At 71.9% G+C, this 23,889-nt stretch carries 28 protein-coding genes; 16 read left to right on the top strand and 12 right to left on the bottom strand.

Translation table 11 applies throughout. The features are described 5' to 3' along the window. Positions 1-108: 108 nt before the first annotated feature. The 5 genes from hsaA to BJ993_RS26210 all read left to right on the top strand — a co-directional run bounded on the left by hsaA (position 109) and on the right by BJ993_RS26210 (position 4,178). Positions 109-1,296 (top strand): 3-hydroxy-9,10-secoandrosta-1,3,5(10)-triene-9,17-dione monooxygenase oxygenase subunit, encoded by a 1,188-nt coding sequence (gene hsaA, locus BJ993_RS23135; protein ID WP_179651516.1) that lies wholly within the window; start codon positions 109-111, stop codon positions 1,294-1,296. Between the two features lie 2 nt (positions 1,297-1,298). After that, a complete protein-coding gene (hsaD, locus tag BJ993_RS23130) occupies positions 1,299-2,204 on the top strand; it encodes a 4,5:9,10-diseco-3-hydroxy-5,9,17-trioxoandrosta-1(10),2-diene-4-oate hydrolase (RefSeq protein WP_308645689.1) in 906 nt (301 codons plus the stop codon). Further along, the gene (gene hsaC / locus BJ993_RS23125) at positions 2,201-3,097 is read left to right on the top strand and encodes an iron-dependent extradiol dioxygenase HsaC (protein WP_218864779.1); all 897 of its coding nucleotides are present in this window, start codon (positions 2,201-2,203) and stop codon (positions 3,095-3,097) included. Before hsaD ends, hsaC begins: the two co-directional genes overlap by 4 nt. A gap of 21 nt (positions 3,098-3,118) precedes the next feature. Continuing rightward, entirely contained in the window at positions 3,119-3,766 is a 648-nt protein-coding gene (locus tag BJ993_RS23120; protein ID WP_308645688.1) for a flavin reductase family protein, read from the top strand. A gap of 286 nt (positions 3,767-4,052) precedes the next feature. Next, a complete protein-coding gene (locus BJ993_RS26210; protein WP_257026969.1) occupies positions 4,053-4,178 on the top strand; it encodes a hypothetical protein in 126 nt (41 codons plus the stop codon). Positions 4,179-4,187: 9 nt separating this feature from the next. Here the strand turns inward: BJ993_RS26210 and BJ993_RS23115 are convergent, their stop codons facing one another. Then, positions 4,188-5,552 (bottom strand): helix-turn-helix domain-containing protein, encoded by a 1,365-nt coding sequence (locus BJ993_RS23115; RefSeq protein ID WP_179651514.1) that lies wholly within the window; start codon positions 5,550-5,552, stop codon positions 4,188-4,190. 149 nt (positions 5,553-5,701) lie between these two features. Here BJ993_RS23115 and BJ993_RS23110 point away from each other — a divergent pair, with 149 nt between their 5' ends. Continuing rightward, complete coding sequence (locus BJ993_RS23110) at positions 5,702-6,208, top strand: TetR/AcrR family transcriptional regulator (RefSeq protein ID WP_179651512.1); 507 nt, start codon at positions 5,702-5,704, stop codon at positions 6,206-6,208. Here BJ993_RS23110 and BJ993_RS23105 read toward each other — a convergent pair. From BJ993_RS23105 to BJ993_RS23090, 4 genes are read right to left on the bottom strand one after another with little or no spacing between them, the layout of a single operon-like run. Further along, entirely contained in the window at positions 6,138-7,121 is a 984-nt protein-coding gene (locus tag BJ993_RS23105) for an acyl-CoA dehydrogenase family protein (RefSeq protein ID WP_179651510.1), read from the bottom strand. The two genes, BJ993_RS23110 and BJ993_RS23105, sit on opposite strands and share 71 nt — an antisense overlap. Further along, entirely contained in the window at positions 7,121-8,026 is a 906-nt protein-coding gene (locus BJ993_RS23100) for an acyl-CoA dehydrogenase family protein (protein WP_179651508.1), read from the bottom strand. The genes BJ993_RS23105 and BJ993_RS23100 overlap by 1 nt, the downstream gene beginning before the upstream one ends. Then, positions 8,023-9,171, bottom strand: a complete 1,149-nt coding sequence (locus BJ993_RS23095; protein ID WP_179651506.1) for an acyl-CoA dehydrogenase family protein — start codon at positions 9,169-9,171, stop codon at positions 8,023-8,025. Before BJ993_RS23095 ends, BJ993_RS23100 begins: the two co-directional genes overlap by 4 nt. After that, positions 9,171-10,652: a FadD3 family acyl-CoA ligase gene (locus tag BJ993_RS23090; RefSeq protein WP_179651504.1), complete on the bottom strand. Its 1,482-nt coding sequence runs from the start codon at positions 10,650-10,652 to the stop codon at positions 9,171-9,173. Before BJ993_RS23090 ends, BJ993_RS23095 begins: the two co-directional genes overlap by 1 nt. 40 nt (positions 10,653-10,692) lie before the next feature. Here BJ993_RS23090 and BJ993_RS23085 point away from each other — a divergent pair, with 40 nt between their 5' ends. From BJ993_RS23085 to BJ993_RS23065, 5 genes are all read left to right on the top strand, one after another. Then, positions 10,693-11,904, top strand: a complete 1,212-nt coding sequence (locus tag BJ993_RS23085; protein ID WP_308645687.1) for an acyl-CoA dehydrogenase family protein — start codon at positions 10,693-10,695, stop codon at positions 11,902-11,904. Then, the gene (locus BJ993_RS23080) at positions 11,904-12,707 is read left to right on the top strand and encodes an SDR family oxidoreductase (protein WP_179651500.1); all 804 of its coding nucleotides are present in this window, start codon (positions 11,904-11,906) and stop codon (positions 12,705-12,707) included. The genes BJ993_RS23085 and BJ993_RS23080 overlap by 1 nt, the downstream gene beginning before the upstream one ends. Then, positions 12,685-13,293, top strand: a complete 609-nt coding sequence (locus BJ993_RS23075; RefSeq protein ID WP_036546069.1) for a TetR/AcrR family transcriptional regulator — start codon at positions 12,685-12,687, stop codon at positions 13,291-13,293. Before BJ993_RS23080 ends, BJ993_RS23075 begins: the two co-directional genes overlap by 23 nt. Further along, complete coding sequence (locus BJ993_RS23070) at positions 13,286-14,452, top strand: acetyl-CoA C-acetyltransferase (protein ID WP_179651499.1); 1,167 nt, start codon at positions 13,286-13,288, stop codon at positions 14,450-14,452. Before BJ993_RS23075 ends, BJ993_RS23070 begins: the two co-directional genes overlap by 8 nt. A 69-nt stretch (positions 14,453-14,521) precedes the next feature. Continuing rightward, on the top strand, positions 14,522-14,698 hold the full coding sequence (locus tag BJ993_RS23065) for a hypothetical protein (protein ID WP_179651498.1): 177 nt from the start codon (positions 14,522-14,524) through the stop codon (positions 14,696-14,698). A 13-nt stretch (positions 14,699-14,711) separates the two neighbouring features. On the opposite strand, the gene BJ993_RS23060 is transcribed toward BJ993_RS23065, so the two are convergent. Then, positions 14,712-15,419, bottom strand: a complete 708-nt coding sequence (locus tag BJ993_RS23060; protein ID WP_179651497.1) for a PilZ domain-containing protein — start codon at positions 15,417-15,419, stop codon at positions 14,712-14,714. A 55-nt stretch (positions 15,420-15,474) separates the two neighbouring features. Here BJ993_RS23060 and BJ993_RS23055 point away from each other — a divergent pair, with 55 nt between their 5' ends. Beyond that, the gene (locus BJ993_RS23055; RefSeq protein ID WP_179651496.1) at positions 15,475-16,308 is read left to right on the top strand and encodes an immunity protein Imm33 domain-containing protein; all 834 of its coding nucleotides are present in this window, start codon (positions 15,475-15,477) and stop codon (positions 16,306-16,308) included. 19 nt (positions 16,309-16,327) lie between these two features. Here BJ993_RS23055 and BJ993_RS23050 read toward each other — a convergent pair whose 3' ends face one another. Next, the gene (locus tag BJ993_RS23050) at positions 16,328-16,675 is read right to left on the bottom strand and encodes a hypothetical protein (RefSeq protein ID WP_036546062.1); all 348 of its coding nucleotides are present in this window, start codon (positions 16,673-16,675) and stop codon (positions 16,328-16,330) included. 53 nt (positions 16,676-16,728) lie between these two features. Between BJ993_RS23050 and BJ993_RS23045 the strand changes: the two genes are divergently transcribed. Further along, positions 16,729-17,724, top strand: a complete 996-nt coding sequence (locus tag BJ993_RS23045) for a GNAT family N-acetyltransferase (RefSeq protein WP_179651495.1) — start codon at positions 16,729-16,731, stop codon at positions 17,722-17,724. Here the strand turns inward: BJ993_RS23045 and BJ993_RS23040 are convergent. Further along, positions 17,715-17,954 carry a hypothetical protein gene (locus BJ993_RS23040; RefSeq protein WP_179651494.1) on the bottom strand — a complete coding sequence of 80 codons (240 nt, stop codon included), beginning with the start codon at positions 17,952-17,954 and terminating at the stop codon, positions 17,715-17,717. The two genes, BJ993_RS23045 and BJ993_RS23040, sit on opposite strands and share 10 nt — an antisense overlap. 126 nt (positions 17,955-18,080) lie before the next feature. Here BJ993_RS23040 and BJ993_RS23035 point away from each other — a divergent pair, with 126 nt between their 5' ends. Next, positions 18,081-18,626, top strand: coding sequence for a hypothetical protein (locus tag BJ993_RS23035; RefSeq protein WP_179651493.1), 546 nt, complete (start codon positions 18,081-18,083; stop codon positions 18,624-18,626). A 22-nt stretch (positions 18,627-18,648) separates the two neighbouring features. Here BJ993_RS23035 and BJ993_RS26690 read toward each other — a convergent pair whose 3' ends face one another. From BJ993_RS26690 to BJ993_RS23015, 4 genes are read right to left on the bottom strand one after another with little or no spacing between them, the layout of a single operon-like run. Continuing rightward, positions 18,649-19,716: an NAD(P)H-dependent flavin oxidoreductase gene (locus BJ993_RS26690; protein ID WP_179651491.1), complete on the bottom strand. Its 1,068-nt coding sequence runs from the start codon at positions 19,714-19,716 to the stop codon at positions 18,649-18,651. Then, on the bottom strand, positions 19,713-20,513 hold the full coding sequence (locus BJ993_RS26685) for a CoA-transferase subunit beta (RefSeq protein WP_036546051.1): 801 nt from the start codon (positions 20,511-20,513) through the stop codon (positions 19,713-19,715). The genes BJ993_RS26690 and BJ993_RS26685 overlap by 4 nt, the downstream gene beginning before the upstream one ends. Next, the gene (locus tag BJ993_RS23020; RefSeq protein WP_242530227.1) at positions 20,510-21,406 is read right to left on the bottom strand and encodes a CoA transferase subunit A; all 897 of its coding nucleotides are present in this window, start codon (positions 21,404-21,406) and stop codon (positions 20,510-20,512) included. Before BJ993_RS23020 ends, BJ993_RS26685 begins: the two co-directional genes overlap by 4 nt. Beyond that, a complete protein-coding gene (locus BJ993_RS23015) occupies positions 21,403-22,161 on the bottom strand; it encodes an enoyl-CoA hydratase family protein (protein ID WP_179651489.1) in 759 nt (252 codons plus the stop codon). The genes BJ993_RS23020 and BJ993_RS23015 overlap by 4 nt, the downstream gene beginning before the upstream one ends. 40 nt (positions 22,162-22,201) lie before the next feature. Here BJ993_RS23015 and BJ993_RS23010 point away from each other — a divergent pair, with 40 nt between their 5' ends. Further along, on the top strand, positions 22,202-23,002 hold the full coding sequence (locus BJ993_RS23010) for an SDR family oxidoreductase (RefSeq protein WP_179651487.1): 801 nt from the start codon (positions 22,202-22,204) through the stop codon (positions 23,000-23,002). Next, positions 22,999-23,877, top strand: coding sequence for an SDR family oxidoreductase (locus BJ993_RS23005; RefSeq protein WP_179651485.1), 879 nt, complete (start codon positions 22,999-23,001; stop codon positions 23,875-23,877). The genes BJ993_RS23010 and BJ993_RS23005 overlap by 4 nt, the downstream gene beginning before the upstream one ends. Positions 23,878-23,889 lie beyond the last annotated feature (12 nt).

The following is a 23,889-nucleotide window of genomic DNA, read 5'->3' as shown; positions in this document are numbered from 1 at the left end:
GTGCCGCCTGGATGTGTCCCCACGTCGCACTCACCGGGAGCGTCGCATGGACCAAAACAAGAACGTGTTCTAGTATTGGCTCATTCGATCCATCCACTAGGAGCGCACATGCACCAGGACTTCTCTCCCGAGGTCACCGCCGTTCTCGACGGCGTCCGCGACCTGCTCCCCACGTTCCGTGAGCGCGCCGAGGAGGGAGACCGCCTCCGGGTCATTCCGGACGCGTCGATCAAGGAGCTCGAGGAGACCGGCTTCTTCCGGCTGCTGCAGCCGAAGCGGTACGGCGGCCTCGAGGCCGACCCGGTGGCGTTCTACACCGCGGTCCGCGACATCGCCTCCGCCGACGGCTCGACCGGCTGGGTCTCCAGCGTGGTCGGCGTCCACCCGTGGCAGGTCGCGCTCTTCGACGACAAGGCCCAGCAGGCCGTCTGGGGCGCCGACCAGAGCGTGCGCCTCTCGTCGTCGTATGCCCCGACCGGCAAGGCGGTCCTCACCGAGGGTGGCTTCAAGCTGTCCGGCAAGTGGAGCTTCTCGTCCGGCAGCGACCACTGCTCCTGGGTGCTGCTGGGCGGCCTCGTGTTCAACGAGGAGGGCCAGGTCGTCGACTTCCGCACCTTCATGGTCCCGCGGGAGAAGTACCAGGTCGTCGACGTCTGGAATGTCGTCGGCCTGCGCGGCACCGGCTCCAACGACATCGTCGTGGAGGAGACCTTCATCCCCGAGGAGTTCACGCTCTCGATGGGGGAGACCGGCCAGTGCAAGGGCCCGGGCCAGGCGGTCAACACCAGCGACCTCTACAAGCTGCCCTTCCACTCGATCTTCACCAGCACCATCGCCACGCCGATCATCGGCATGGCCAAGGGTGCGTACGCCGAGCACGTCGAGATGCAGCAGAAGCGCGTCCGTGCGGCGTACCTCGGTGAGAAGGCGTCCCTCGACCCGTTCGCCGCGGTCCGCATCGCCCGCGCCTCGTCGGAGATCGACGCTGCCTGGGCGCTGCTGATGAACAACATCCGCGAGGAGCAGGCCCACGTGGCGAAGGGCGAGCCGATCCCGCTCGAGCTGCGCCTGCGCGTGCGCCGCGACCAGGTGCTCGGCACCGCGCGCTCCATCGAGGCCATCGACGCCCTGTTCGAGGCCTCGGGCGGCCGGGCGCTCGCCGAGGGCACCTACCTCCAGCGGGCCTGGCGCGACTCCCACGCGGGCCGCGTCCACGCCGCCAACGACCCCGAGCGCGCGCTGCAGATGTACGGCGGCCAGCAGTTCGGGCACAAGGTCGACCCGGGGATGTACTGACCGTGACCGCTGACAGCACTGCCTTCTCCAAGGAGGCGACCCGCCGGTCGGCCAAGGCCGGCGACATCACGCTGAACTACTACGAGGCCGGTCCCGAGGACGGCTCGCAGGTGGGCGGCGGGCTCCCGTTCGTGCTGCTGCACGGCGGCGGGCCCGGCGCCTCGGCCTGGAGCAACTTCGGCTCGGCGCTCCCGAGGTTCGCGCAGACCTTCCGGACCCTGCTGGTCGACCAGCCCGGCTTCGGCCAGTCGGACAAGCCGCCGGTGACGGCGAACTACTTCCGCCACTCGGCGTCGTACCTCGTCCAGCTGCTCGACGAGCTGCAGATCGAGCGGATCCACCTGCTGGGCAACTCCCTCGGCGGTGGTACGGCGACCCGGTTCGCCCTCGAGTACCCCGACCGCGTCGGCCGGCTGGTCCTGATGGGCCCGGGCGGCCTGTCGGTCAACCTGTTCCACGCGGACCCCACCGAGGGCGTGAAGCGGCTCATGGACTTCAGCATGAACCCCAGCCGCGAGGCGCTGCGTGCCTTCATCTCGACGATGGTGGTCAACCAGGACCTGGTGACCGACGAGCTCGTCGAGGAGCGCTTCGCCGACGCCACGGCGCCCGGCTCGCTGGAGGCGATGCGCTCGATGGGTGCGTCCTTCTGGAACCCCGAGTGGGCCGAGGACGGCATGCTCTGGCGCGAGGCGCACCGCCTGCGCAAGCACACTTTGCTCACGTGGGGCCGCGAGGACCGGGTCAACCCGCTCGACGGCGCGCTCGTCGCCCTCAAGCAGATCCCGAAGGCGCAGCTGCACGTGTTCCCGAACTGCGGCCACTGGGCCCAGATCGAGGCGGCCGACGAGTTCGCCGAGATCTGCACGGCCTTCCTGGCCCGCCACGTCGAAAGGACGCGACGATGACCATCGACATCCGCTCCATGGGCTACATCCGGGTGGCCAGCACCGACCTGGACGCCTGGAAGCAGTTCGCCGGCAAGGTCCTCGGCCTGGCCGAGGGCCGCGGCCCGAACCCCGACCACCAGTACTGGCGCATCGACGAGGTCTCGGCCCGCGTCGTCGTCTTCCCCTCCGACGTGGACCAGCTGGACTGCACCGGCTGGGAGGTCGCCGACCACCAGGCCCTGCAGGCCGCCCGCGAGCACCTGCAGAAGTCCGGCGTCGAGTTCGAGGAGGGCACGAAGGAGGAGCTCGACGAGCGCCGCGTGCAGGAGCTCGTGCGCTTCCGCGACCCGTGGGACAACGTCTTCGAGCTCTACCACGGCATCACCTACGAGGCCCGCCCCGTCGTCACGCCGTACGCCGCCACCTTCGTCACCGGCGACCAGGGCCTCGGGCACATCGTGGTGCCGGTGCTCGACGACGTCGAGGCGCTCCGCTTCTACACCGAGGTCCTCGGCTTCCGCCTGCGCGACTCGATGAGCATGCCCGGCGAGTTCGTCGGCAAGGAGCCGGGCAGCAAGGTCTGGCTGCGCTTCCTCGGCGTCAACCCGCGGCACCACTCGCTGGCCTTCCTGCCGATGCCGAACCCGAGCAAGTGCGTCCACGTCATGCTCGAGGTCGACAAGCTCGACCACGTCGGCCGCGCGCTCGAGCGGGTCCGCAAGCACGGCGCGCCGCTGTCGGCGACGCTCGGCCGGCACATGAACGACGAGATGATCTCGTTCTACGTGAAGTCGCCCGGCGGCTTCGACGTCGAGTTCGGCACCGACGGCATGACCGTCGACGACAGCCGTTGGGTCGCACGTGAGTCGACCGCGGTCTCGTACTGGGGCCATGTCTTCGGTGGGCACTGAGGGACCGTTAGCGTGGACACCGTGGCAGAGAACCAGGACGCGATACCCGACGGCATCAGCCCGGACGCCCGCGAGACCTGGCCGCACCCGGAGCTGATCCAGTCCTGGCTCGGTGACGCGGAGGTCGACTTCGAGCTGCGCCCCGGCGAGGAGGTCGCGGTCCACGACGACCCGGAGGCGCAGGCCGCCGCCCGTCGCTTCCGCGACGTCCTGGGCTCGTTCGCCTCGGGCATCACCGTGATCACGACGATGAGCGGCGACGAGCCGGTCGGGATGACCTGCCAGTCGTTCTCCAGCGTGTCCCTCGACCCGCCCCTGATCACGTTCATCCCGGCGCGGACGTCGCGCGCCTGGCCGCTCATCCAGCGTGCCGGCCGGTTCTGCGTCAACGTGCTGGCGGCCGACCAGGAGCACGTCTCCGCCCAGATGGCGACCAAGGGCGCCGACAAGTTCGCCGGCATCGACTGGACGCCGGCGACGGCGACCGGCTCGCCGGTCATCACCGGCACGCTGGCCCATCTCGACTGCACCATCCACGCCGTCTACGAGGGCGGGGACCACTTCATCGTGGTCGGCAGGGTCGAGCACCTCGAGACCCGCGGCCCGGACGGCGGGACGAGCGAGCCGTTGCTCTTCTTCAAGGGCAGGTACCGGACCACCGACGCCTGAGCGGACCTCTCCGGCCCGTGACATGCCGATGGCCCTCCAGCAGCGCCGACTGCGGGAGGGCCATCTGTGCTCCGGGCCCCGGAAGTTGCCCGGGCCTCGACGGCTGCGGCCTCCCTGACCCATGACCTCTGGGGGATTGGGTCACGCGCCAGGGCTCGTGGAGCTGCTGCCATCGAGGTGCCTGCAGCGTACACGCGTTTGCCTTGCAAATGTGACTGCCTGTGACATGATCTTGCCGAGTGAGACGGCTCGCCCCAAGCCGTCCGCCGCTACCTCGGAGGTCGTCATGCGGAAGTTCAAGCTCGTTCTCGCCGGGTTCGCCGTCGCCACCCTCGGGCTCGTCGGAGCAGCCGCTCCCGCCCACGCCGGTGGGCAGAGCGCCGTGTCAGCGAAGAACGTCTGGTGCTGCTGACCGCCTGCGTCAGCGGCTGAGCACCGCCGTCGTGACGCGCTGACGGCGAGCAGCCAGACCGGTGGCCGCTGCGGCGCTCCTGAACGCGGTCCGGGCGCCGTCGTAGTCGTGGACCTCCTCGAGGAGCTCCGCGAGCTCGTACCAGACCTGGGCGGCGGAGCGGTCCGCGCCGACGGCCGACAACAGCTGCGCGGCCGACTGGTAGCTCGAGCGCGCAGCGTCGACGTCCCCTTGGCTCGCCGCGACCTGGCCGAGCACGATCGTCGCCTCGACGCGCGGGAGTGGCGCCTCGGCCGGCGCGGTCTCGAGGCAGCGCTCGGCGAGCTCGCGTGCCGACACGTGGTCGCCGGTCAGGAGGTGTGCCTGGGCGAGCGTCACGTCGCAGAACGCCAGGTCGACGGCGCTCGCGCTGGTGTGCACGAGGTCCTCGCGCGCGCGGGTGGCGTGGTCGATCGCGGTCGTCACCTCCGGCGGGTCGGCCTGCAGCAGCAGCCGGCCGACCTGGAGGCGCAGGCGCGCCAGGTTGCGCTCGTCGCGGCCCTCGCTCAGCAGGGCGAGGGCGCGGGCCGCCAGGGGAGCGGCGGCGGTGGTGCGACCCTTGGTGGACTCGACCACGCTGGCGTTCCAGTACGCCGCGGCGCGGGCCCGTGGCGACGACAGCGCCTCCGCCGTCGCGATCGCGGCGGTGCAGCGGCGGGTGGCACGGGACAGGTCGCCGCGCTCGGCGTAGGCGGACGCGATGGTGACCGACAGCTGAACCGCCTCGTCGGTGGTGGCCAGCGGGGTGTCCGAGAACGCCGCCTCCACCTGCTCGCCGGCCTCGATCGCGAGGCTGAGGTCGCCCGAGTCACGCAGGCAGCGGCTGAGCGCGATGCCGGCCTCGAGCCGGGGCAGTCCGGTGCTGGTGGCGACGACCTGCTCGAAGCGGGTGATGGCCTCGTCGTAGGCGCCGCGGGCCTCCAGGGCGCGTCCGAGGAGGTAGGCGCCGCGCTCGACGAAGGACGCGAGGTGGCTCGCCTCGGCGGCGGCGAGGGCTTGCCGGGCGTGTGACTCGGCTTCGCCTGCGTCGCCGCTCTCGAGGGCGATCTCGGCGTAGTCGAGGCCGAGGCGGATCTCGTCGTAGGCCGAGCTCTCGATGCCGTGGAGGAGCTGGTCCGTGGTGGTGCCGAGCCGACCGGCGAGCTCGATCAGCACCTTCATCGTGGGGCGTCGGCCACCGCTCTCGATGCGGGAGACGTAGCCGGTCGAGAGGCTCTTCCCGGCGAGCTCGCCCTGCGTCAGGCCACGCTGGCTGCGAAGCGCCCGGATGCGTGCGCCCAGCGCGTGGACGTCCACCGACGCGAGGTCGGCCGTGCTCGTATCGATCTGACCCATGGTGTGCGAGAGTACGTGCGCCGAGTCAAAATCGGAACCGAAACGTGTCAACTGACAGTCAAACCCGGTGCGCTGTGGCGTAGACCACCGTCCGGCGCGGGGCCTCGGGCTGACCATCGGGATGGCCTGTGCGGCACCATCGAGGGGCCATGCACAGCCTCGACCCCACCGAAGACTTCGCGATCCGCCTGCTGCGGCGCTTCCTGCTGCTCTGCGAGCACCCGCGCACCCGCCAGCGGATGCTGCAGATGGTGCGCCAGTCCACGCGGATGGGTCCGGGCGCGCCGCGCCTCTACGGATGGATCAACAAGGCGGTGCTGAACCCGCGCTTCCAGCCGGTGCTGGAGCGCCGGGCCATGTCGGCGATGAAGGCGGAGCTCGTCGCGTCGCAGCTGATCGGGCTCGCCATGACCCGCTACGTGCTCAAGATCGAGCCGCTCGCCTCCGCCCCCGTGGACGAGGTCGTGCGGATGGCGGCGCCGTCGATCGCGGCGGCGTTGCAGGGCGAGGACGCGTTCGACCACGTCGTCCGGCCCGAGGTCGAGGACCCGGAGCCGGCCCGGCGCCGCGGCCGTCGGCTCCCGCTCAGAGCGCCACGGCTGCCCGGTGTCGGTGCGGTGCGCCGGACAATTGCCCCAGGGCGTGGGCGCGCTTGAACACCAGGTGGGCGTCGTGCTCCCAGGTGATCGCGATGCCGCCGTGCAGCTGCACGCACTCGCTGGCCGCGAGCTGAGCCGTCTCGATCGCGTACGACGCCGCCGCCCGGGTCAGGAAGTCGGCGTCGTCGGCGCCCTCCGCCAGTGCGTACGACGCGGCCCAGCTCGCCGAGCGCGCCATCTCGGTCCGGGCGAACACCTCGGCCATCCGGTGCTTGAGCGCCTGGAAGGAGCCGATCGCGCGCCCGAACTGGACCCGCTCCTTGCTGTAGTCGACCGTCATCCGCAGTGCCCGGTCGGCGAGCCCGACCGCGAGCGCCGCGACTGACGCGCCCGCGACCAGCTCGGCCCGCGCCCCTGCGCTGGTGCCGTCGCCGAGCCGGACGGTGCTCGCACCGGTCAGGTCCAGCCGCGCGAGGCGGATGCTCTGGTCCATCGACTCGGTCCAGGTCGGGACCGCGCCCTCGAGCTCGACGAGCTCGTCGCCGATCACCGCGAGCACGATCGAGGCGCGGTCGCCGTCGAGCACCGGCGCCGCGCCGGTGACGAGCGTCGCGATCTCACCGGCGGCGATGCGGGGGAGCAGGCGCTGCTTCGCGTCCTCGGTGCCGCCGGCCAGGAGGGCCTCGGTCGCGATCGTCGTCGCGAGCAGCGGGGACGGGGCGAGCGAGCGGCCGAGCTCCTCCAGGACCACGGCCGTCTCGAAGAAGCTGGCCCCCACGCCGTCGTACTCCTCGGGGACGGCGAGCGCCGCGACCCCGATCTGCTCGCACAGCGTCGCCCACAGCGCTTCGTCGTGACCGGACTCCGACGTGGAGGCGGCGCGGACGGAGGCGGAGTCGGCCCGCTTCTCGAGCAGGCTGCGCACGGTGGCCGCGAGCTCGGCCTGCTCCTCGCTGAGTGCGAAGTCCATCAGGCACCCACCAGCGAGTCGAGGATCCGGGCTCGGTGCTCGGCCGGGGTGCCCCACGCGGTGACGAGCGCGCGGATCTTCGTGATCCACACGCTCAGGTCGAACTCCTGGGTGTAGCCGATCGCGCCGTGCACCTGCAGGCCCGTGCGGGAGGCGAGGTACGCCGCGTCCGCACAGGCGACCTTGGCCGCCGACACCGCGCGCTCCCTCTCGGTGATCGAGCCCGTCGGCACCAGGGCGGCACCGAAGACCAGCGGGCGCGCGAAGTCGAGGGCGATCCGCACGTCGGCGAGCTTGTGCTTGATCGCCTGGTAGGAGCCGATCTCGCGGCCGAACTGCCTGCGCTGCTTCACGTAGGTGACCGCGTCGGCCAGCACCCGCTCGCCGGCGCCCAGGAGCTGGGCGGCGGTGGCCAGGGCGGCCAGGTCGTACGCCGCGGCGAGGTCGCCGTGCTCGACGGGGTCGCCCACCGTGACGTCGAACAGGTGCCGCGCGCGGTCGACCGAGACGTGCGCCGCTCCGGCGGTCGCCGTGTGCAGCGCACCGTCCACGACGGCGTACAGCTCGTCGGCGACGTCGGCGTCGAGGGCCCGCGGCGCGCCCACGGTGCCGATGCCCTCGACCTCGCGGCCCAGCGCCACCGGCAGGTACGCCGCCGACTCGACCCACGGCCCGGGCACGGCGTGCCGTCCGAGCGCCTCGAAGGCGACGACGACCTCGACCGGGGTGGCCTCGGTGGCGAGCTCGGTCACGCCCTGCTCGGCCAGGCGCTGCCACAGCTTGAGCCCGGGGTCGTGGTCGCCGGCCGCCCAGGCGCGGGCCGCCGCGACGGTGTCGGCCGCGGAGAGCAGGGACTCCAGCGATGCCGCGAAGTCCCGCTGGTCGGTGGTGAGCTCGAACCTCACTTCTGGGCTCCCTTCGGCTCGCGGGGGAGGCCGAGGATGCGCTCGGCCACGATGTTGCGCTGGATCTCGTTGGTGCCGGCGTAGATCGGGCCGGAGAGCGAGAAGGTGTAGCCGTCGAGCCAGGTCGACTCGAGCTCGGCGTCGGCGCCGAGCAGGTCGAGGGCCGTCTCGTGGAGCGCCACGTCGAGCTCGCTCCACCAGACCTTGTTGACCGAGCCGGCGGCGCCGATGTCGCCACCGTCCTTGAGCCTCGACACGGTGCCCCAGGTGTAGAGGCGGTAGGCCTCGGCGCCGATCCAGGCGTCGACGACCCGGTCCGCGACGCGCGGGTCCGGCCGGTCGGCGTACAGGGCGAGCAGGCGGTCGGCGGCGGCGGTGAACCGGCCGGGGGAGCGCAGCGACAGGCCACGCTCGTTGCCGGCGGTGCTCATCGCGACCCGCCATCCGTCGCCGGGCGCGCCGAGCACGTCGGCGTCGGGCACGAACACGTCGTCGAAGAAGACCTCCGCGAAGCCGGCCTCGCCGTCGAGCTGCGCGATGGGGCGCACCGTCACGCCCTCGGCGTCGAGCGGGAAGAGGAAGTAGGTCAACCCGGCGTGCTTCTGCGCCTCCGGGTCGCTGCGGAACAGCCCGAAGCCCCAGTGGGCGAGCGCGGCGCGCGAGCACCAGATCTTCTGGCCGTTGAGCACCCAGCCACCGCGCTCGTCGTCACGACGGGCGGTCGACTTCAACGAGGCCAGGTCGGAGCCGGCCTCGGGCTCGCTCCAGCACTGGGCCCAGACCTTCTCGCCGGTCGCCATCGACGGGAGGAAGCGGTCCTGCTGCTCCTTCGTGCCGTGCTCGAAGAGGATGGGGGAGAGCAGGAAGATGCCGTTCTGGCCGACCCGGAGCGGTGCGCCGGCGCGGTAGTACTCCTCCTCGAAGATGATCCACTCGACCAGCGACGCGCCGCGGCCGTGGTACTCCTCCGGCCACGAGACGACCGGCCAGCGAGCAGCCGACAGCTTGGCCTCCCACTGGCGGTGCAGCTCGAAGCCCTCGGGGGTGTCGAGCGACGGCAGGGGCTCGGCCGGCACGTTCTCCGCCAGCCAGGCGCGCGCCTCGGCCTGGAAGGCCAGCTCGGAGGGGGACAGGTCCAGGTCCATCAGTTCTTCCTCAACTCGGTCTTGAGCACCTTGCCGGACAGGTTCCGCGGCAGCGCGTCGACCGTCTCGACGAAGCGCGGCACCTTGAAGTTCGCGAGCCGCTCCTTCGCGAAGGCGATCACGTCCTCGCCGGAGGCCCGGCCGACGACGTACGCCTTGCCGACCTCGCCCATCCGCTCGTCGGGGACGCCGACCACGGCGACGTCGTCGACGCCGTCCATCCGCATCAGGGCCTGCTCGACCTCGGCGGGATAGACGTTGAACCCGCCGGAGATGTACATGTCCTTGAGGCGGTCGGTGATGCGCAGGTTGCCGGCCTCGTCGAGGACGCCGACGTCGCCGGTGTGCAGCCAGCCGTCGGCGTCGATCGCCTCGGCCGTGGCGGCGGGGTCGTCGAGGTAGCCGAGCATGACGAAGTCGCCGCGCACCAGCAGCTCGCCCGACTCGCCGGGCGCCTCCGCGTCGATGCGGGTCTCCATGCGGGGGATGGCCCGCCCGCAGGTGGTCGCGACCAGCTCGGCGTCGTCGCCCTCGCGCGCCATCGTGACCACGACGGCCTCGGTCATCCCGAACGCGGTGACGACCTGGTCGATCCCCAGCTCCTCACGCATCCGCTCGATCAGCACGACGGGTACGACGGCCGCACCCGTGACGGCGAGGCGGAGGCTGGAGAGGTCGCGGTCGGCGCGGCCCGGCGCGGTCAGCAGCGACTGGTAGATCGCCGGCGCTCCGGGGAGCACGCTGATCCGCTCGGTCTCGATCAGCTCCATCGTCCGCTCGAGGTCGAAGGTCGCGAGCGGGTAGAGCGTGGCGCCGGTGGTCAGGCCGGTGACGATGCCGACCTTGTAGCCGAACGAGTGGAAGAACGGGTTGACCACGAGGTAGCGGTCGTCGGCGGTGACGCCACCGAGCTCGCCCCAGGTCCGTGCCACGCCGACGGTCTGCCGGTGCGCGCTCATCGCGCCCTTGGGCCGTCCGGTCGTGCCGGACGTGAACAGGATGTCGGCGACGTCGTCGGGCGCCACCGCGGCGGCCACCTCGTCGATGTCGCCCGGCTCGGTGGCCAGGTCGGCCAGCGTGGCGATGTCGACGAGGTCGCGCACGCCCGCGAGGTCGGCGGCCGCGCGCAGCTCGTCGATCTGGTGGCGGCCGAGGAAGCCGTCGGCCACGACGACCAGCGTCGCGCCCGCGCGCTCGACGATGTCGGCGGCCTCGTGGCCGGTGTAGCGCGAGTTCAGCGGGACCAGGGTGCCGCCGGCGTAGGAGACGGCCAGCGCCGCGACGACCCAGTCGATGCTGTTGGGCGCCCAGATCGCGGCGCGCTCCCCGGGGGCGAAGCCGCGGGAGCGGTAGCCGGCCGCCGTACGGCGCACGAGCTCGAGCATCCCGGTGAACGAGACGACGCGGTCGCCGTCGACGTAGGCGGGGCGGTCGCCGTGCTCCTCCGCTGCAGCGCGCAGGACGGCGGGAATCGTGTCCATGGCCACACCCTACCAAGCATTTGCTTGGTATGCTTCCGATGTGGACCTGACCGAGAGTGCAGCCGACCGCGCCTTCCGCGAGGAGGTGCGCACGTGGCTCGCCGACCACCTGACGGGTGAGTGGGCCGCGCTGCGCGGCCTCGGCGGCCCCGGTCGCGAGCACGAGGCGCACGACGAGCGCCTCGCGTGGAACCGCCACCTCGCCGAGCACGGCTGGACCGCCGTCGGCTGGCCGACCGAGCACGGCGGCCGTGGGCTGTCGCTGTGGCAGCAGGTGATCTTCCACGAGGAGTACGCCCGCTCCGACGCGCCCGCCGGCGTCAACCACCTCGGCGAGCAGCTGCTGGGCCCGACGCTCATCGCGTTCGGCACCGAGGAGCAGAGGAAGCGCTTCCTGCCCGAGATCGTCGCCGTGCGCGAGCTGTGGGCGCAGGGCTACTCCGAGCCGGACGCCGGCTCCGACCTGGCCAACGTGCAGACCCGCGCCCGCCGCGACGAGTCGACCGGCGAGTGGGTCATCGACGGCCAGAAGGTGTGGACCTCGCTCGCGCACCTCTCCGACTGGTGCTTCGTCGTCGCCCGCACGGAGCCCGGGTCGACCCGGCACCACGGCCTGTCCTTCCTCCTCGTGCCGCTCGACCAGGACGGCGTCGAGGTCCGCCCGATCGAGCAGCTCACCAGCGGCTCGGAGTTCAACGAGGTCTTCTTCACCGGCGCCCGCACCGCCGGCGACCTCGTCGTCGGCGAGCCCGGGCAGGGCTGGGGCGTCGCGATGGGCCTGCTCGGCTTCGAGCGCGGTGTCTCGACCCTCGGCCAGACCGTGGGCTTCGCGCGCGAGCTGGCGACGGTCGTCGACCGGGCGAAGGCCAACGGCTCCATCGACGACCCGGTCGTGCGCGACCGGCTGGCCCGGATGAAGACCGAGCTCGCCGTCATCCGCAGCTTCGCACTGCGCTCGCTCGCCCTCGTCGAGGGCGGCCAGGACTCGGCCGCCGGCAACGGGGCGGGATCGATCTTCAAGCTGGCGTGGGCCAACTGGCACCGCACCCTCGGCGAGGTGGCGATGGACGTCGCCGGGGCCGAGGGCCTGCTGGCGCGGCCCACCAGCGCGGCGTCGTACGACCTCGACGACCACCAGCGGCTCTTCCTCTTCTCGCGCGCCGACACCCTCTACGGCGGCAGCGACGAGGTGCAGAAGAACATCCTCGCCGAGCGCGTGCTCGGCCTTCCCCGCGAACCGAAGGGATCCTGATGACCCAGCTCCGTCCCGAGCAGCCCACCCCCGACTACGTCCCCGGGCACGACCTGCTGGCCGGCAAGGTCGTCGTCGTGACGGCTGCCGCCGGTGCCGGCATCGGCGCCGCCGTCGTACGACGGGCGCTGGAGGAGGGCGCGAAGGCGGTCGTCTTCAGTGACACCCACGAGCGCCGCCTCGCAGAGGCCGAGGAGGCGCTGGCCGCCGAGTTCGGCGCCGACCGGGTCCGCCAGCTCGTCTGCAACGTGACGAAGGAGGAGGACATCCAGGCCCTCCTCGACGCGGCCGAGGAGTTCGGCGGCGTCGACGTCATGGTCAACAACGCCGGCCTGGGCGGCACCGACTCGATCCTCGAGGTCACCGACGAGACCTGGAACCGCGTCATCGACATCACCCTCACCGGCACCATGCGCGCCACCCGGGCGGTCGGCCAGCGCTTCGTGGCCGCCGGCAAGAAGGGCGTCATCGTCAACAACGCCTCCGTCATCGGCTGGCGCGCCCAGGAGGGTCAGGCCCACTACGCCGCCGCCAAGGCCGGTGTGATGGCGCTGACCCGCTGCTCCGCCCTCGACCTGGCCCCGCACGGCATCCGCGTCAACGCGGTCTCCCCGAGCCTGGCGATGCACCCCTTCCTCGAGAAGGTGACCTCGCCCGAGCTGCTGGTGGAGCTCAAGCAGCGGGAGGCCTTTGGTCGCGCGGCTGCGCCGTGGGAGGTTGCCAACGTGATGGTTTTCCTCGCGAGCGACTACTCGTCGTACCTGACCGGTGAGGTGATCAGTGTCAGCAGCCAGCACGCCTGAGTCCAACGGCACGCCGACGCGGCGCGAGCAGCTGCTCGCGATCGCCGCGGAGCTCTTCGCGGAGAAGGGCTTCCGCAACACGACGGTGCGCGACATCGCCGACGCCGCGGGCATCCTCTCCGGCAGCCTCTACCACCACTTCGACTCCAAGGAGTCGATGGTCGACGAGCTGCTCGTGCCCTTCCAGGAGGAGCTCTTCGGCAAGTACGACGAGATCCTCGCCAGCGGCGACGACGCCCGGACCAAGCTGGAGCGGGCCGTCCGGGTCTCCTTCGAGGCGATCGACCAGCACCCGCACGAGGTGGCGATCTTCCAGAACGACGCCGACCACCTCGGCACCTTCGAGCGGTTCGGCTACCTCGCCGACCGCAACACCCAGTCCCGGCAGGTGTGGGTGACGCTGATCGAGGAGGGCGTGCGCACGGGCGTGCTGCGCCCCGACCTCGACGTCACGCTGACCTACCGCTTCATCCGCGACACCGTGTGGGTCGCCGTCCGGTGGTACCGCCCCGGCCGCGGCCTGAGCCACACGACCGTCGCCGACCAGTACGTCCGGATTCTCCTAGATGGGATTAGCAATGCCTGAGGCCTACATCGTCGACGCGGTCCGCACCGCGGTCGGCAAGCGCGGTGGCGCGCTCGCCGGCGTCCACTCCGCCGACCTGGCCGCGCACTCGCTGGCAGCGCTCGTCGAGCGCACCGGCGTCGACGCGGGCGCGGTCGACGACGTGATCCTCGGCTGCTGCGACACCATCGGCTCGCAGGCCGGCGACATCGCCCGTACGGCGTGGCTCGTGGCCGGCCTCCCGGACCACGTGCCGGGCGTGACGATCGACCGTCAGTGCGGCTCGTCCCAGCAGGCCGTCCACTTCGCCGCGCAGGGCGTCCTGTCCGGCACCCAGGACCTCGTCGTCGCGGGTGGCGTGCAGAACATGAGCGCCATCCCGATCTCGGCCGCGATGCTCGTCGGCCAGCAGTACGGCTTCTCCACCCCCTTCGCCGAGTCACCCGGCTGGCTCAAGCGGTACGGCGACCAGGAGGTCAGCCAGTTCCGCTCGGCCGAGATGATCGCCGAGAAGTGGGACATCTCCCGCGAGGAGATGGAGCGGTTCGCGCTCGCCTCGCACGAGCGGGCCCGGACCGCGATCGCCGAGGGACGCTTCGCCAACGAGATCATCCCGCTCACCCTCGAGGACGGCACCGTCTTCGACACCGACCAGTGCCCGCGCGAGACCTCGCTCGAGAAGATGGCCGGACTCGAGCCGCTGGCTCCGGGGGGTCGGATCACGGCCGGCGTCGCCTCGCAGATCTGCGACGCGTCCTCCGCGATGCTCATCGCCTCCGAGCAGGCCGTGAAGGACCACGGGCTGACGCCCCGGGCCCGGATCGTCCACCTGTCCGTCCGCGGCGACGACCCGGTCTGGATGCTCACCGGTCCGATCAACGCGACCAAGCACGCCGTGCAGAAGTCCGGCATCGCGATCGACGACATCGACCTCTTCGAGTGCAACGAGGCGTTCGCGTCCGTCGCGCTGGCGTGGATGAAGGAGACCGGCGCGCCGCACGAGAAGGTCAACGTCAACGGCGGCGGCATCGCGCTGGGTCACCCGATCGGGGCCACCGGCACCCGCCTGATGACCACGATGCTCAACGAACTCGAGCGCACCGGCGGTCGCTACGGCCTGCAGACGATGTGCGAGGGCGGCGGCCAGGCCAACGTCACCATCATCGAGCGCCTGGGCTGACGCGGGCCGTCTCCTTCACCTCGGCCCCGGTCCTGCCGATGGGACCGGACACGGGGAGAGGGGGACGTCATGAACCACCGACGCGCGGAGCAGATCCCGCTGGTCGTCCTCGGGACGTATGCCATCGGCTATCTCGCCGGCCGCTCGATCGCCGCGCTCTGGTCGCGCGGCTCCACCGACGAGCACGGTGTACGACGCCTCGCCGGCGGGGTCGCCGAGCTGACCCACCACCGCCACGCCGCCTGAGCCGCCTGGCCGCTCAGCGCGGCCGGCGGCGCCGGCGCTCGGTCTCGAAAACGGCACGCCGGATCCGGTCGCCGTGGACGGTCGGGTCGGCGAACGAGACCGCGACGCCCACGCCGCCGCCCGCGAACCGGACGTGGCGGACCACCCGGGCCGGCTGGGCGAGGTTGTCGCCGTCGATGCGGATGGTCGCCTCGACCCGCGTGCCGGGATCGGGGACCGGGCCCTGCGTCGCGGCCAGCACACCGCCCTCGCTGAGGTCGACCGCGACCCCGAGCAGGCTGGTCGGCGCAGTGGCGTGCTCGTCCGCCTCGTCGTCGTCCGCGGCCTCGTCGGTGGGGAGCGGCCAGGTCAGGGCGACCGGGACCGCCAGCCGGGCGCGGAAGAAGGTGCGCTGCTGGAGCCGCGTGGGCGCGGCGGACGGGCGCAGCAGCCAGACTCGGCCGTAGTGGCGCTGGGCCGGCCGGGTGCTGACCGGGCAGACCATCCGGCCGAGGGGATAGGTCCAGGTGACGCTGGCGTCGAAGTGGTGCTCGTCGGGATCGAGCCCGTCCGGGCAGGCCACGACCAGCGCGGTGCCGCTCTCGCCGTACGGCTCCACGTCGAGGACTCGCGTCTCGACGTCCACCGGCTCGCCCACGGTGGGACGCAGCGTCATCGCGACGGCCTGCAGCAGCGCCGGGTGCACCTCTGCTGCGGTCGTGGCCGGGCGCGAGGTCGACATGCCGTTCCCGTCGGCACCCGGGGGCGCGACCTGAGCGGCGTGGTTCGATGGGTGCATGGACGCGGATCTCGGGGACCTGTTGGCGCGCGGCGGGTGGGAGCTCGTGGATCCCCGCCCCACGGCCGCCGAGCACCCGGACACCTTCGAGCTGCCCAGCGCCGACGACCTGGACCGGCTGCAGCCGGGCAGTCTCGTGCGCGCCATGTTCCGGCTGGTCGACATCGCGGACTTCTCGCGCGACGGCCTCGCGCCCTACGACCCCTCGGGTGCGCCGGTGCTCGTGACGCATGTCGAGCGGATGTGGGCGGTCGTCACGGGGCGGCAGGGGGATCGGGTCGCGTGCCTGCTCGACAACCAGCCCTACGCCACCCACACCAGCCTGGAGGTGCTCGATCCGCTGAGCCTGCCCCTGACCCACCTGATCGCCACGGGGGACGTGCGCCCCGAGCTGGCCGAGCACCTCGCCTTCGCCGAGCGCATGGCGGCCCAGGACGAGCGACCGGCGGGTTCCGCCACGCCCGTCGACCCGGGCGCCCGCCCGCGCATTCGAAGCGATCAGCAGGCGATCTGCGACCGCGCGGGTGTCCGGGCCGAGCCACCGTCGCCGTTCGGGCTCGCCCTGCTGGCGCGCGACGTGCCCGGTGGGTCCGGGGTGCTGCAGGGGGCCCGGTTCGAGCCGGCCCCCGAGCGACGGGACACCGGCTGGGTCTTCTTCCGCGGCGACGACTTCGAGGCCGTGGCCCAGACGGTCGGCTTCGACATCGTGACGGTGCAGGAGGCGTCACGGGCGCACCCGGACATCCTGGCCCGGCTCGCGCTGCCCGTGGGATGGGCGTTCTCCGTCGGGGACGGGGTCGACGACCTCTACGAGGTCGAGCTGGTCGACTGACCGGGCCTGCCGGGCCGGCTCAGAGCACCGTCCACCAGATGCCGACGATGCCGGGCAGCAGGCCGAGCAGCAGCCACGGCGACTTCCACGACCTGTGGTTGATCAGCAGCGTGGCCGCGATGCCGCCGACCATGAACGCGGTCGCGATGACGTTCAGCCCGATGCGCGCGTCGAGTCGGTCCTCGTCGACGTGGTCGGCCGCGATCACCAGGCCGACGGAGAGGTGCAGGACCGTGGTGACCAGCAGCACCGACATGACCCGGCGCTGCACCCGCTGCAGCCGCTCGAGGTCCTTCGGGTCAGGAGCCTTGCGGGGCGCGTTCGGGTCCATCAGGTGGCGCCGGCGCGCGGGGGACTGCTGGTTCACCGCCCAAGGATATCCAGTGGCGAGCGGCCCTCCGGCGTCGCATGCTGGCCGGTATGGACATCAAGCCCTTCCGGCCCGACGACGTCGCCGAGCTCGAGCAGTGGGCCGACCTGGTCAACGCCGCAGCCGCGGTCGACGCGCCGTGGTCGCACCCCACGACGGCACGTCAGGGCGCCGACCGCTTCGAGCACGGCTGGGACGGTGAGCCGGAGACGCCGTACCTCGGCACCAGCGACGGGGAGGCGGTGACGTGGGGCTCGCTGGCCACGAGCGAGTACGACAACCTCGACCTGGCCTTCATCCACGTGGAGGTGCATCCGGCACACCGTCGCCGCGGGCACGGTACGACGATGCTGACCCACCTGCTCGAGGAGGCACGTGGTCTCGGCCGCACGAGCATCGTCGCCGACGCGTGGGACACCGAGGCCGGCCACGCGTTCGCCACGCACCACGGGTTCGAGCGCAAGCTGGCGTCGATCAACCGTCGGCAGGTCCTCGCCGACGTCGACTGGGCCGAGCTGACCCGGCGCTACGACAACGCGCTCCCGTACGGCGCCGACTACGTGATCGAGAGGTGGCCGGTCCCGACGCCGGACGACCGGCTCGACGCGTTGGCCGAGATGGCCGCCGCGATCAACGACGCCCCGCTCGACGACCTCGACTACGAGGACGAGGTCTTCACCGGGGCCCGGATGCGGGCCTACGAGGTGGCCGCAGCAGGACGCCGCGAGCGCCTCTACCGCCTGGTCGCCCGGCACCTGCCGACCGGCGACCTCGCGGCGCAGACGGTCGTCGCCGTCGAGATCGACCACCCCGAGCGGGGCCACCAGCACGACACCTCGGTCACGCGCGCGCACCGCGGCCACCGCCTCGGGCTCCTCCTCAAGACCGACATGCTGCGCTGGCTCGCGGCCGAGGAGCCGCAGCTCCAGCTCATCGACACGTGGAACGCCGAGTCCAACGACCACATGATCGGGGTCAACGAGGTCCTCGGCTACCGGGTGATGGGCCGCGAGTGGGCCTACCAGCGCCCGCTCGATCAGCCGTAGCGGTGGGTCTTCGCCGCGTGCCCGCGCTCGCGGGTGCAGGTGCGGCCGCCGATGTTGCGGTGGCCGCACAGCTCCTCGTCGCTCGCCGTCGGCTCGGGAGCCGGAGAAATGCTGGGCTTCGAGGCAGGCCCGGGGGCCCGTCGGGGTGCGGGCCTCGCCGCCCCCGCGCGCGTCTGCGCCTCGGCGTAGCGGGCCTCGCGCATCGCGCGCACTGCATCGAGCTTGCTCATCGGTGGATCACCCGGGTGACCCTAGGGGAGGGGGCCGACACAGGCGGCCGCTGGGTTGCCGGCAAAGCGCCACGGACGACCCGGGCGGCGCGCTAGCCTCCTGCCACCCCCTCGGAAGGACCTCCCGTGCGACGTCTTGCCACGACCAGCGTCACCGTCCTCTTCTTCCTGGCCTCGGCGGCCTGCGGCTCCGATGACGGCGACGCCGCGGAGGATCCCACCTCGGAGGCCACGAGCCAGGGGGCTTCTGATGCCACGTCGGATCCCACCTCGCCCCCTGCCGGGTCGAGCGACGACACCGGCGCCGCCGATCCGGGTGCCGCGGGCGAACTGCCGTCGTACGAGGAGGTGAAGGCGCTCTGGCTGGCCAGCACCTCCGACGGTGATCGGTCCTCCTGCGAGACCGGTGAGACGGAGGACAAGAGCATCGGCTCGTCGGCCGACGGGGAGTACGTCCGCTTCGTCTGCGCGGGGATCCCGCGCTTCGACTACGTCGTCGGTGCCGACAACTACGCCGACAACTTCGCCGCGGCCACCGACGACCTGGTCGGGCGGGCCGTGTTCCACATCCCGGGCGAGGCCTACGTCAAGACGACCGGCTCGAATGTCGACCTGGCTCCGGCGATCCAGGCCGCCTGCGGGTGCGGCGAGGTGCTCGGCCCCGAGAGCTGAGCGCCGGCCGCAAGGCGCAGCCTCACACGACGTACGACGACGCGCGCTTCAGCTCCGCGGCAGCCTGGACGACGATCCGGTCGACCAGCTCCTCGCAGGTCGGCAGGTCGTCGATGACGCCGACGACCTGGCCGCTCGCGAGCACGCCCGCGGAGGTGTCGCCCTCGACGAGGCCGGCGCGGAGCATGGTCGGCGTGTTGGCGGCGAGGGCCATCTGCCCGAGCGTGCGGCCCTGCGCCTTCTTCATGGCCCGGCCGTCCTTGAGGAGCGCGGTCCACGACATCCCGGACGACCTCTTGAACTCCAGCGTGCGGCGGGCCGTCGGGCCGAGGCGCCGGACGGCGGAGGTCTCCTCCAGGGACTCGACGAGATCGGTGCGCAGCATGCGGTGCGGCATGCCGTCGACCTTGGCGGTGACGACGGTGTCGGTGAGGCCGCGGTCGAGGTAGAGCTGCTTGACCGCGTCGGGCACGGCGGAGTCCTGGGTGAGCAGGAAGCGGGTGCCCATGCCGACGCCGGCGGCGCCGTACGACAGGGCGGCCGCGAGGCCGCGCCCGTCGAAGAACCCGCCGGCCGCGATGACCGGGATGTCGACGGCGTCGAGCACGGTCGGCAGCAGCAGGGTGGTGGGGATGGGGCCGGTGTGGCCGCCTCCCTCGCCGCCTTGGACCATCACGGCGTCCGCGCCCCACGAGGCGACCTTCTTCGCGTGCTTCGCCGCGCCGATCGACGGCATCACGACGATGTCGTGCTCCTTCAGCTTGGCGATCAGCTCCGGCTTGGGGGCCAGCGCGAAGGAGGCGACCTTGACGCCGTGGTCGATGAGCAGCTGGCAGCGGTCGGCGGCGTCGCTCGCGTCGGCGCGCAGGTTGACGCCGAACGGCTTGTCGGTGCGGCCCTTGGTCTCGATGATCGCCTTCTCGAGCTCCGCGAAGGTCATCGTCGCGGAGGCCAGGATGCCGAGGCCGTCGGCGTTGGCGGTGCCGGAGACCAGGCGCGGACCGGAGACCCAGCCCATGCCGGTCTGGACGACGGGGTGCGGGACGCCGACGAGGTCGGTGAACGGCGTGCGGAGCTGCTGCCCGATCACTTCGCGGCCTCCGGCTCGGGGACCTCGCGGAAGCGCAGGCCCTTGGGATCGAGCATCTCGCGGATGATCACGAGCTCCTCGTACGACGGCTCGCGGGTCGTGGGCACCTCGGAGCGGTCGGCGGGGAGGTCGAGGGCGAAGCCGGTGGCCTCGACGACCTCGTCGACGCTCACGCCCGGGTGCACCGACAGCAGCCGCACCGTGTCGTCGGCGCCCTTGACGTCGAAGACACCGAGGTTGCTGACGATCCGGTGGATGTCGTTGTAGCGGGCGGCGCCGGGACCCGCCTCCCTGGCCCGCTTCGGGCCGACCCCGGAGACGATGTCGACCTGCTCGACGAAGACGCGGGGCGAGTGCTTCGGGACCCAGTACGACGTCCGGTTGTTCACGGTGTTGCCGGGCGCCCCGCGCGAGCCGAGCAGCTGGCGCTTCGGCTGGGAGAAGGGGCCGATGGCGGAGATGTTCTGGTTGCCGTGGCGGTCGACCTGCGTGGCACCCATCATCACGTGGCGCTTGCCGTAGGCGACGACGTCGAACACGCGGCGGAAGGGGATCCAGCCCTCGACCACGTCGCCCTTGGCGAACAGCGGCGGGACGCCGGAGAGGAAGAGCGACTCGCCGTCGGAGATCACCAGGTCGGGGTTGCTGGTGAGCTTGGCGAGCCGGACGCCGAGCATGGGGAGCATCCCCATCGGGCTGCCGAAGATCTCGCCGTCGTCGGCGAACGCGTCGGCGATGGCGGCGGCGCAGACGTCCGCCCGGGTGATCTGCTCGTTGGCGGGGCTGTCGGTGCTCACTTGCTGCTCTCCTCTGCAAACGCCTGGACCGCGGCCTGGTAGGCGGCCTCGTCGCCGGACAGGAACCGCTCCTCGAACGCGGCCCAGTCCTCGTCGGACCCGCCCGCGGCGGCGGCGTAGGCCTTCTGGAAGCGCTCGTCGCGCTCGTAGTCGGGGACGCAGTTGGTGAAGTGCGCACCGTTGGGGGTCTCGACCACGCCGGTGACCATCATCCGGTTGAGCAGCACCCGCTGGACGGGGGTGTCGACGGTGAGGCCGGCGGTGTCGACGATCTGCTCGACCGACAGGTAGGTGCGGTCCGCGGCCATCGCGAACAGGTCGTCGAAGTAGGGGTCGGGGCCGAGATAGGTGGCGTTGCCGTGCACGTCGGCGCGGTTGAGGTGGACCAGCGCCACGTCGAGCCTCAGCGCGGGCACGGCGACGAGCTCCTCGTGGCCGGCCCCGTCGTCGTACGGGCTGGTGACGGTCTTGATCCACGGGTTGTTGACCAGCACGTCGGAGCCGAGGCCGGCGCGCATCGGCAGGAAGGGCAGCCGCTCGGCCGCGGCCTTGAGGCCGGTCTGGAACATGCCCTCGTCGAGCTCGACGACCTCGGGGATGGACGCGGTCTGGCGCGCTCGCTGGAAGTTCGGCTCGAGGGGGATGGAGTCGAGGCTGACGAAGGCGTAGACCAGCCTGCGGATCTTGCCCGCGCGGGCGAGCAGGCCGACGTCGGCGCCGCCCCAGCTGACGATGGTCAGGTCCTTCAGGTCGGAGCGGAGGATCGCGCGGACCAGCGCCATCGGCTTGCGCCGCGGGCCCCAGCCGCCGATGCCGATCGTCATCCCGTCCTCGAGCGACGCGACGACCTCGTCGATCGTCATCTGCTTGTCGCGGGGCTTGCGGCTGCTCACTTGTTGCTCCCCTTGTCGGTTCCGGCGAACTCGTCGCGGAGCTCGTCGCTGACGCCCATCAGGTTCAGCTCGAAGGTGAACCCCTGCTCCCAGCGGTAGGACTTGTTGACGTTGACCGGGTCGATCCCGTTGAGCGCCTCCTTGGCCGCGCGGATGACGCGCGTGTCCTTGGCGGCGATGTCGCGGGCGACCCGCAGCGCCGCCTCGTCGAGCTCGTCACGGGGCACCACCTCGAGCACCGAGCCGAACTGCACGAGGTCCTTCGCCGGGATCGTGCGGGCGGTGAAGTAGAGGGTCCGCATCATGTGTTGGGGCACCAGTCGCGCCATGTGGGTCGCGGCACCGAGGGCGCCCTGGTTGACCTCGGGTACGCCGAAGTAGGCGTCGTCGCTCGCCACGACGCAGTCCGCGTTGCCGACCAGCCCGACGCCGCCACCGACGCAGAAGCCGTTGACGGCCGCGATCACCGGGACGGAGCACTCGTACACGGCCTTGAACGCGGCGAAGCAGCCCTTGTTGGCGCCGAGGAGCGCGTCGAACCCGGTCGTGTTCTGCATCTCCTTGATGTCGACGCCGGCGTTGAAGCCCTTGCCCTCGGCGCGCAGCACGACGACCTTCGTCGCCAGGTCCGCGCTGGCCTCGTCGAGGGCCGCGGCCACGTCGAACCAGCCCTGCACGGTGAGGGCGTTGACCGGGGGAGCGCTCATGGTGACGAGGCGGATCCCGTCGTCACGGAGCTCGCTGGTGATGGGCATGGAGGCACCCTACCAAGCATTTGCTTGGTATGCTCCCGCCATGGCTCTCACCTTGGACCTGACCGGGCGCGTCGCGCTGGTGACCGGTGGTGCCCGCGGCATCGGCCGCGGCATCACGGAGGTCCTGCTGGCCGCCGGCGCGACCGTGGTGACCTGCGGCCGCTCCGAGGCCGAGCCGCCCGCGGGCGCGACGCACCGGCTGTGCGACGTCCGCGACGCCGAGTCCGTCGAGGTCCTGGTGAGCGGGATCGTCGCCGACCACGGCCGGCTCGACGTCGTGGTCAACAACGCCGGCGGCGCTCCCTTCGCACCGGCCGCGACCGCGTCGCCGCGGTTCCACGACAAGATCGTCGGGCTCAACCTGATGTCGTCGCTGCTCGTCAGCCAGGCCGCCAACCGGGTCATGCAGGAACAGCCCGGCGGCGGCTCGATCGTGAACATCTCCTCGGTGTCGGGCGTGCGCCCCTCTCCGGGGACGGCCGCGTACGGCGCCGCGAAGGCCGGTGTCGACTCGCTGACCACCTCGCTGGCCCAGGAGTGGGGCCCCCGGGTGCGGGTGAACGCGATCGACGTCGGCCTCGTCCGCACGGCCGACACCGCCGACCACTACGGGGGCGACGAGACCGTCGCCGCGATCGAGGCCACCATCCCCGCGGGGCGGATGGCCGATGTCGCCGAGATCGGACAGGTCGTCGCCTTCCTCGCGAGCGACCTGGCGTCGTACGTCTCGGGGGCGCGGGTCGCCTGCCACGGCGGCGGCGAGCAGCCCGTCTTCCTCTACATCGCCCAGAGCACCCAGAGCACCCAGAACAGCAAGAGCAACCAAGGAGAGTCCCAGTGAGCAAGCTTCTCGAAGGCCGCGTCGCGATCGTCACCGGCGCAGGCCGGGGGATCGGCCGGGCCCACGCCCTGGAGCTGGCCCGCCACGGGGCCAAGGTCGTCGTCAACGACTACGGCGTCTCCAACAACGGCGAGAAGACCGACTCGCCGGCGCACGAGGTCGTCGCCGAGATCGAGGCGATGGGGGGCGAGGCCGTGGTCAACGGTGCCGATGTCGCCGACTTCGAGCAGGCCGCCGCCCTGGTGCAGCAGGCCGTCGACACCTTCGGCGGCCTCGACATCCTCGTCAACAACGCCGGATTCGTCCGCGACCGGATGCTCGTCAACGCGACCGAGGACGAGTTCGACGCGGTCGTGCGGGTGCACCTCAAGGGCCACTTCGCCACGCTGCGCCACGCCGCGGCCTACTGGCGCGCCGAGTCGAAGGAGGGCCGCCAGCGGGCGGCGCGCGTCATCAACACGACGTCGGGCGCCGGGCTCCAGGGCTCCATCGGCCAGGTCGTCTACTCCGCCGCGAAGGGCGGCATCGCCACGATGACCCTCGTCGCCGCTGCCGAGCTGGGACGCGTCGGCGTCACTGTCAACGCGATCGCCCCGGTCGCCAAGACGCGGATGACCGAGGGGGCGTTCGACACCTCCGCGATGGCGCTGCCCGAGGACAACTCGCCGATCGTCGCCTGGCTCGCGTCGGAGGAGGCCGGCGACGTCACCGGACGGGTGATCGAGGTCGACGGCTCCGTCGTGACCGTCGAGAACGCCTGGTCGCACGGTCCGTCCCGGGACGCCGGCGGCCGCTGGGAGGCCGAGAAGGTCGGCCCCGCCCTGCGCGAGCTGCTCGCCGAGGCGCCCACTCCCGAGCCCGTGTACGGCGCCTGAGCGGCAGGTCGG

It is taken from the genome of Nocardioides aromaticivorans (assembly GCF_013408525.1).
Lineage (GTDB): Bacteria > Actinomycetota > Actinomycetes > Propionibacteriales > Nocardioidaceae > Nocardioides > Nocardioides aromaticivorans.
This window is presented reverse-complemented; position numbering and strand designations above follow the sequence as displayed.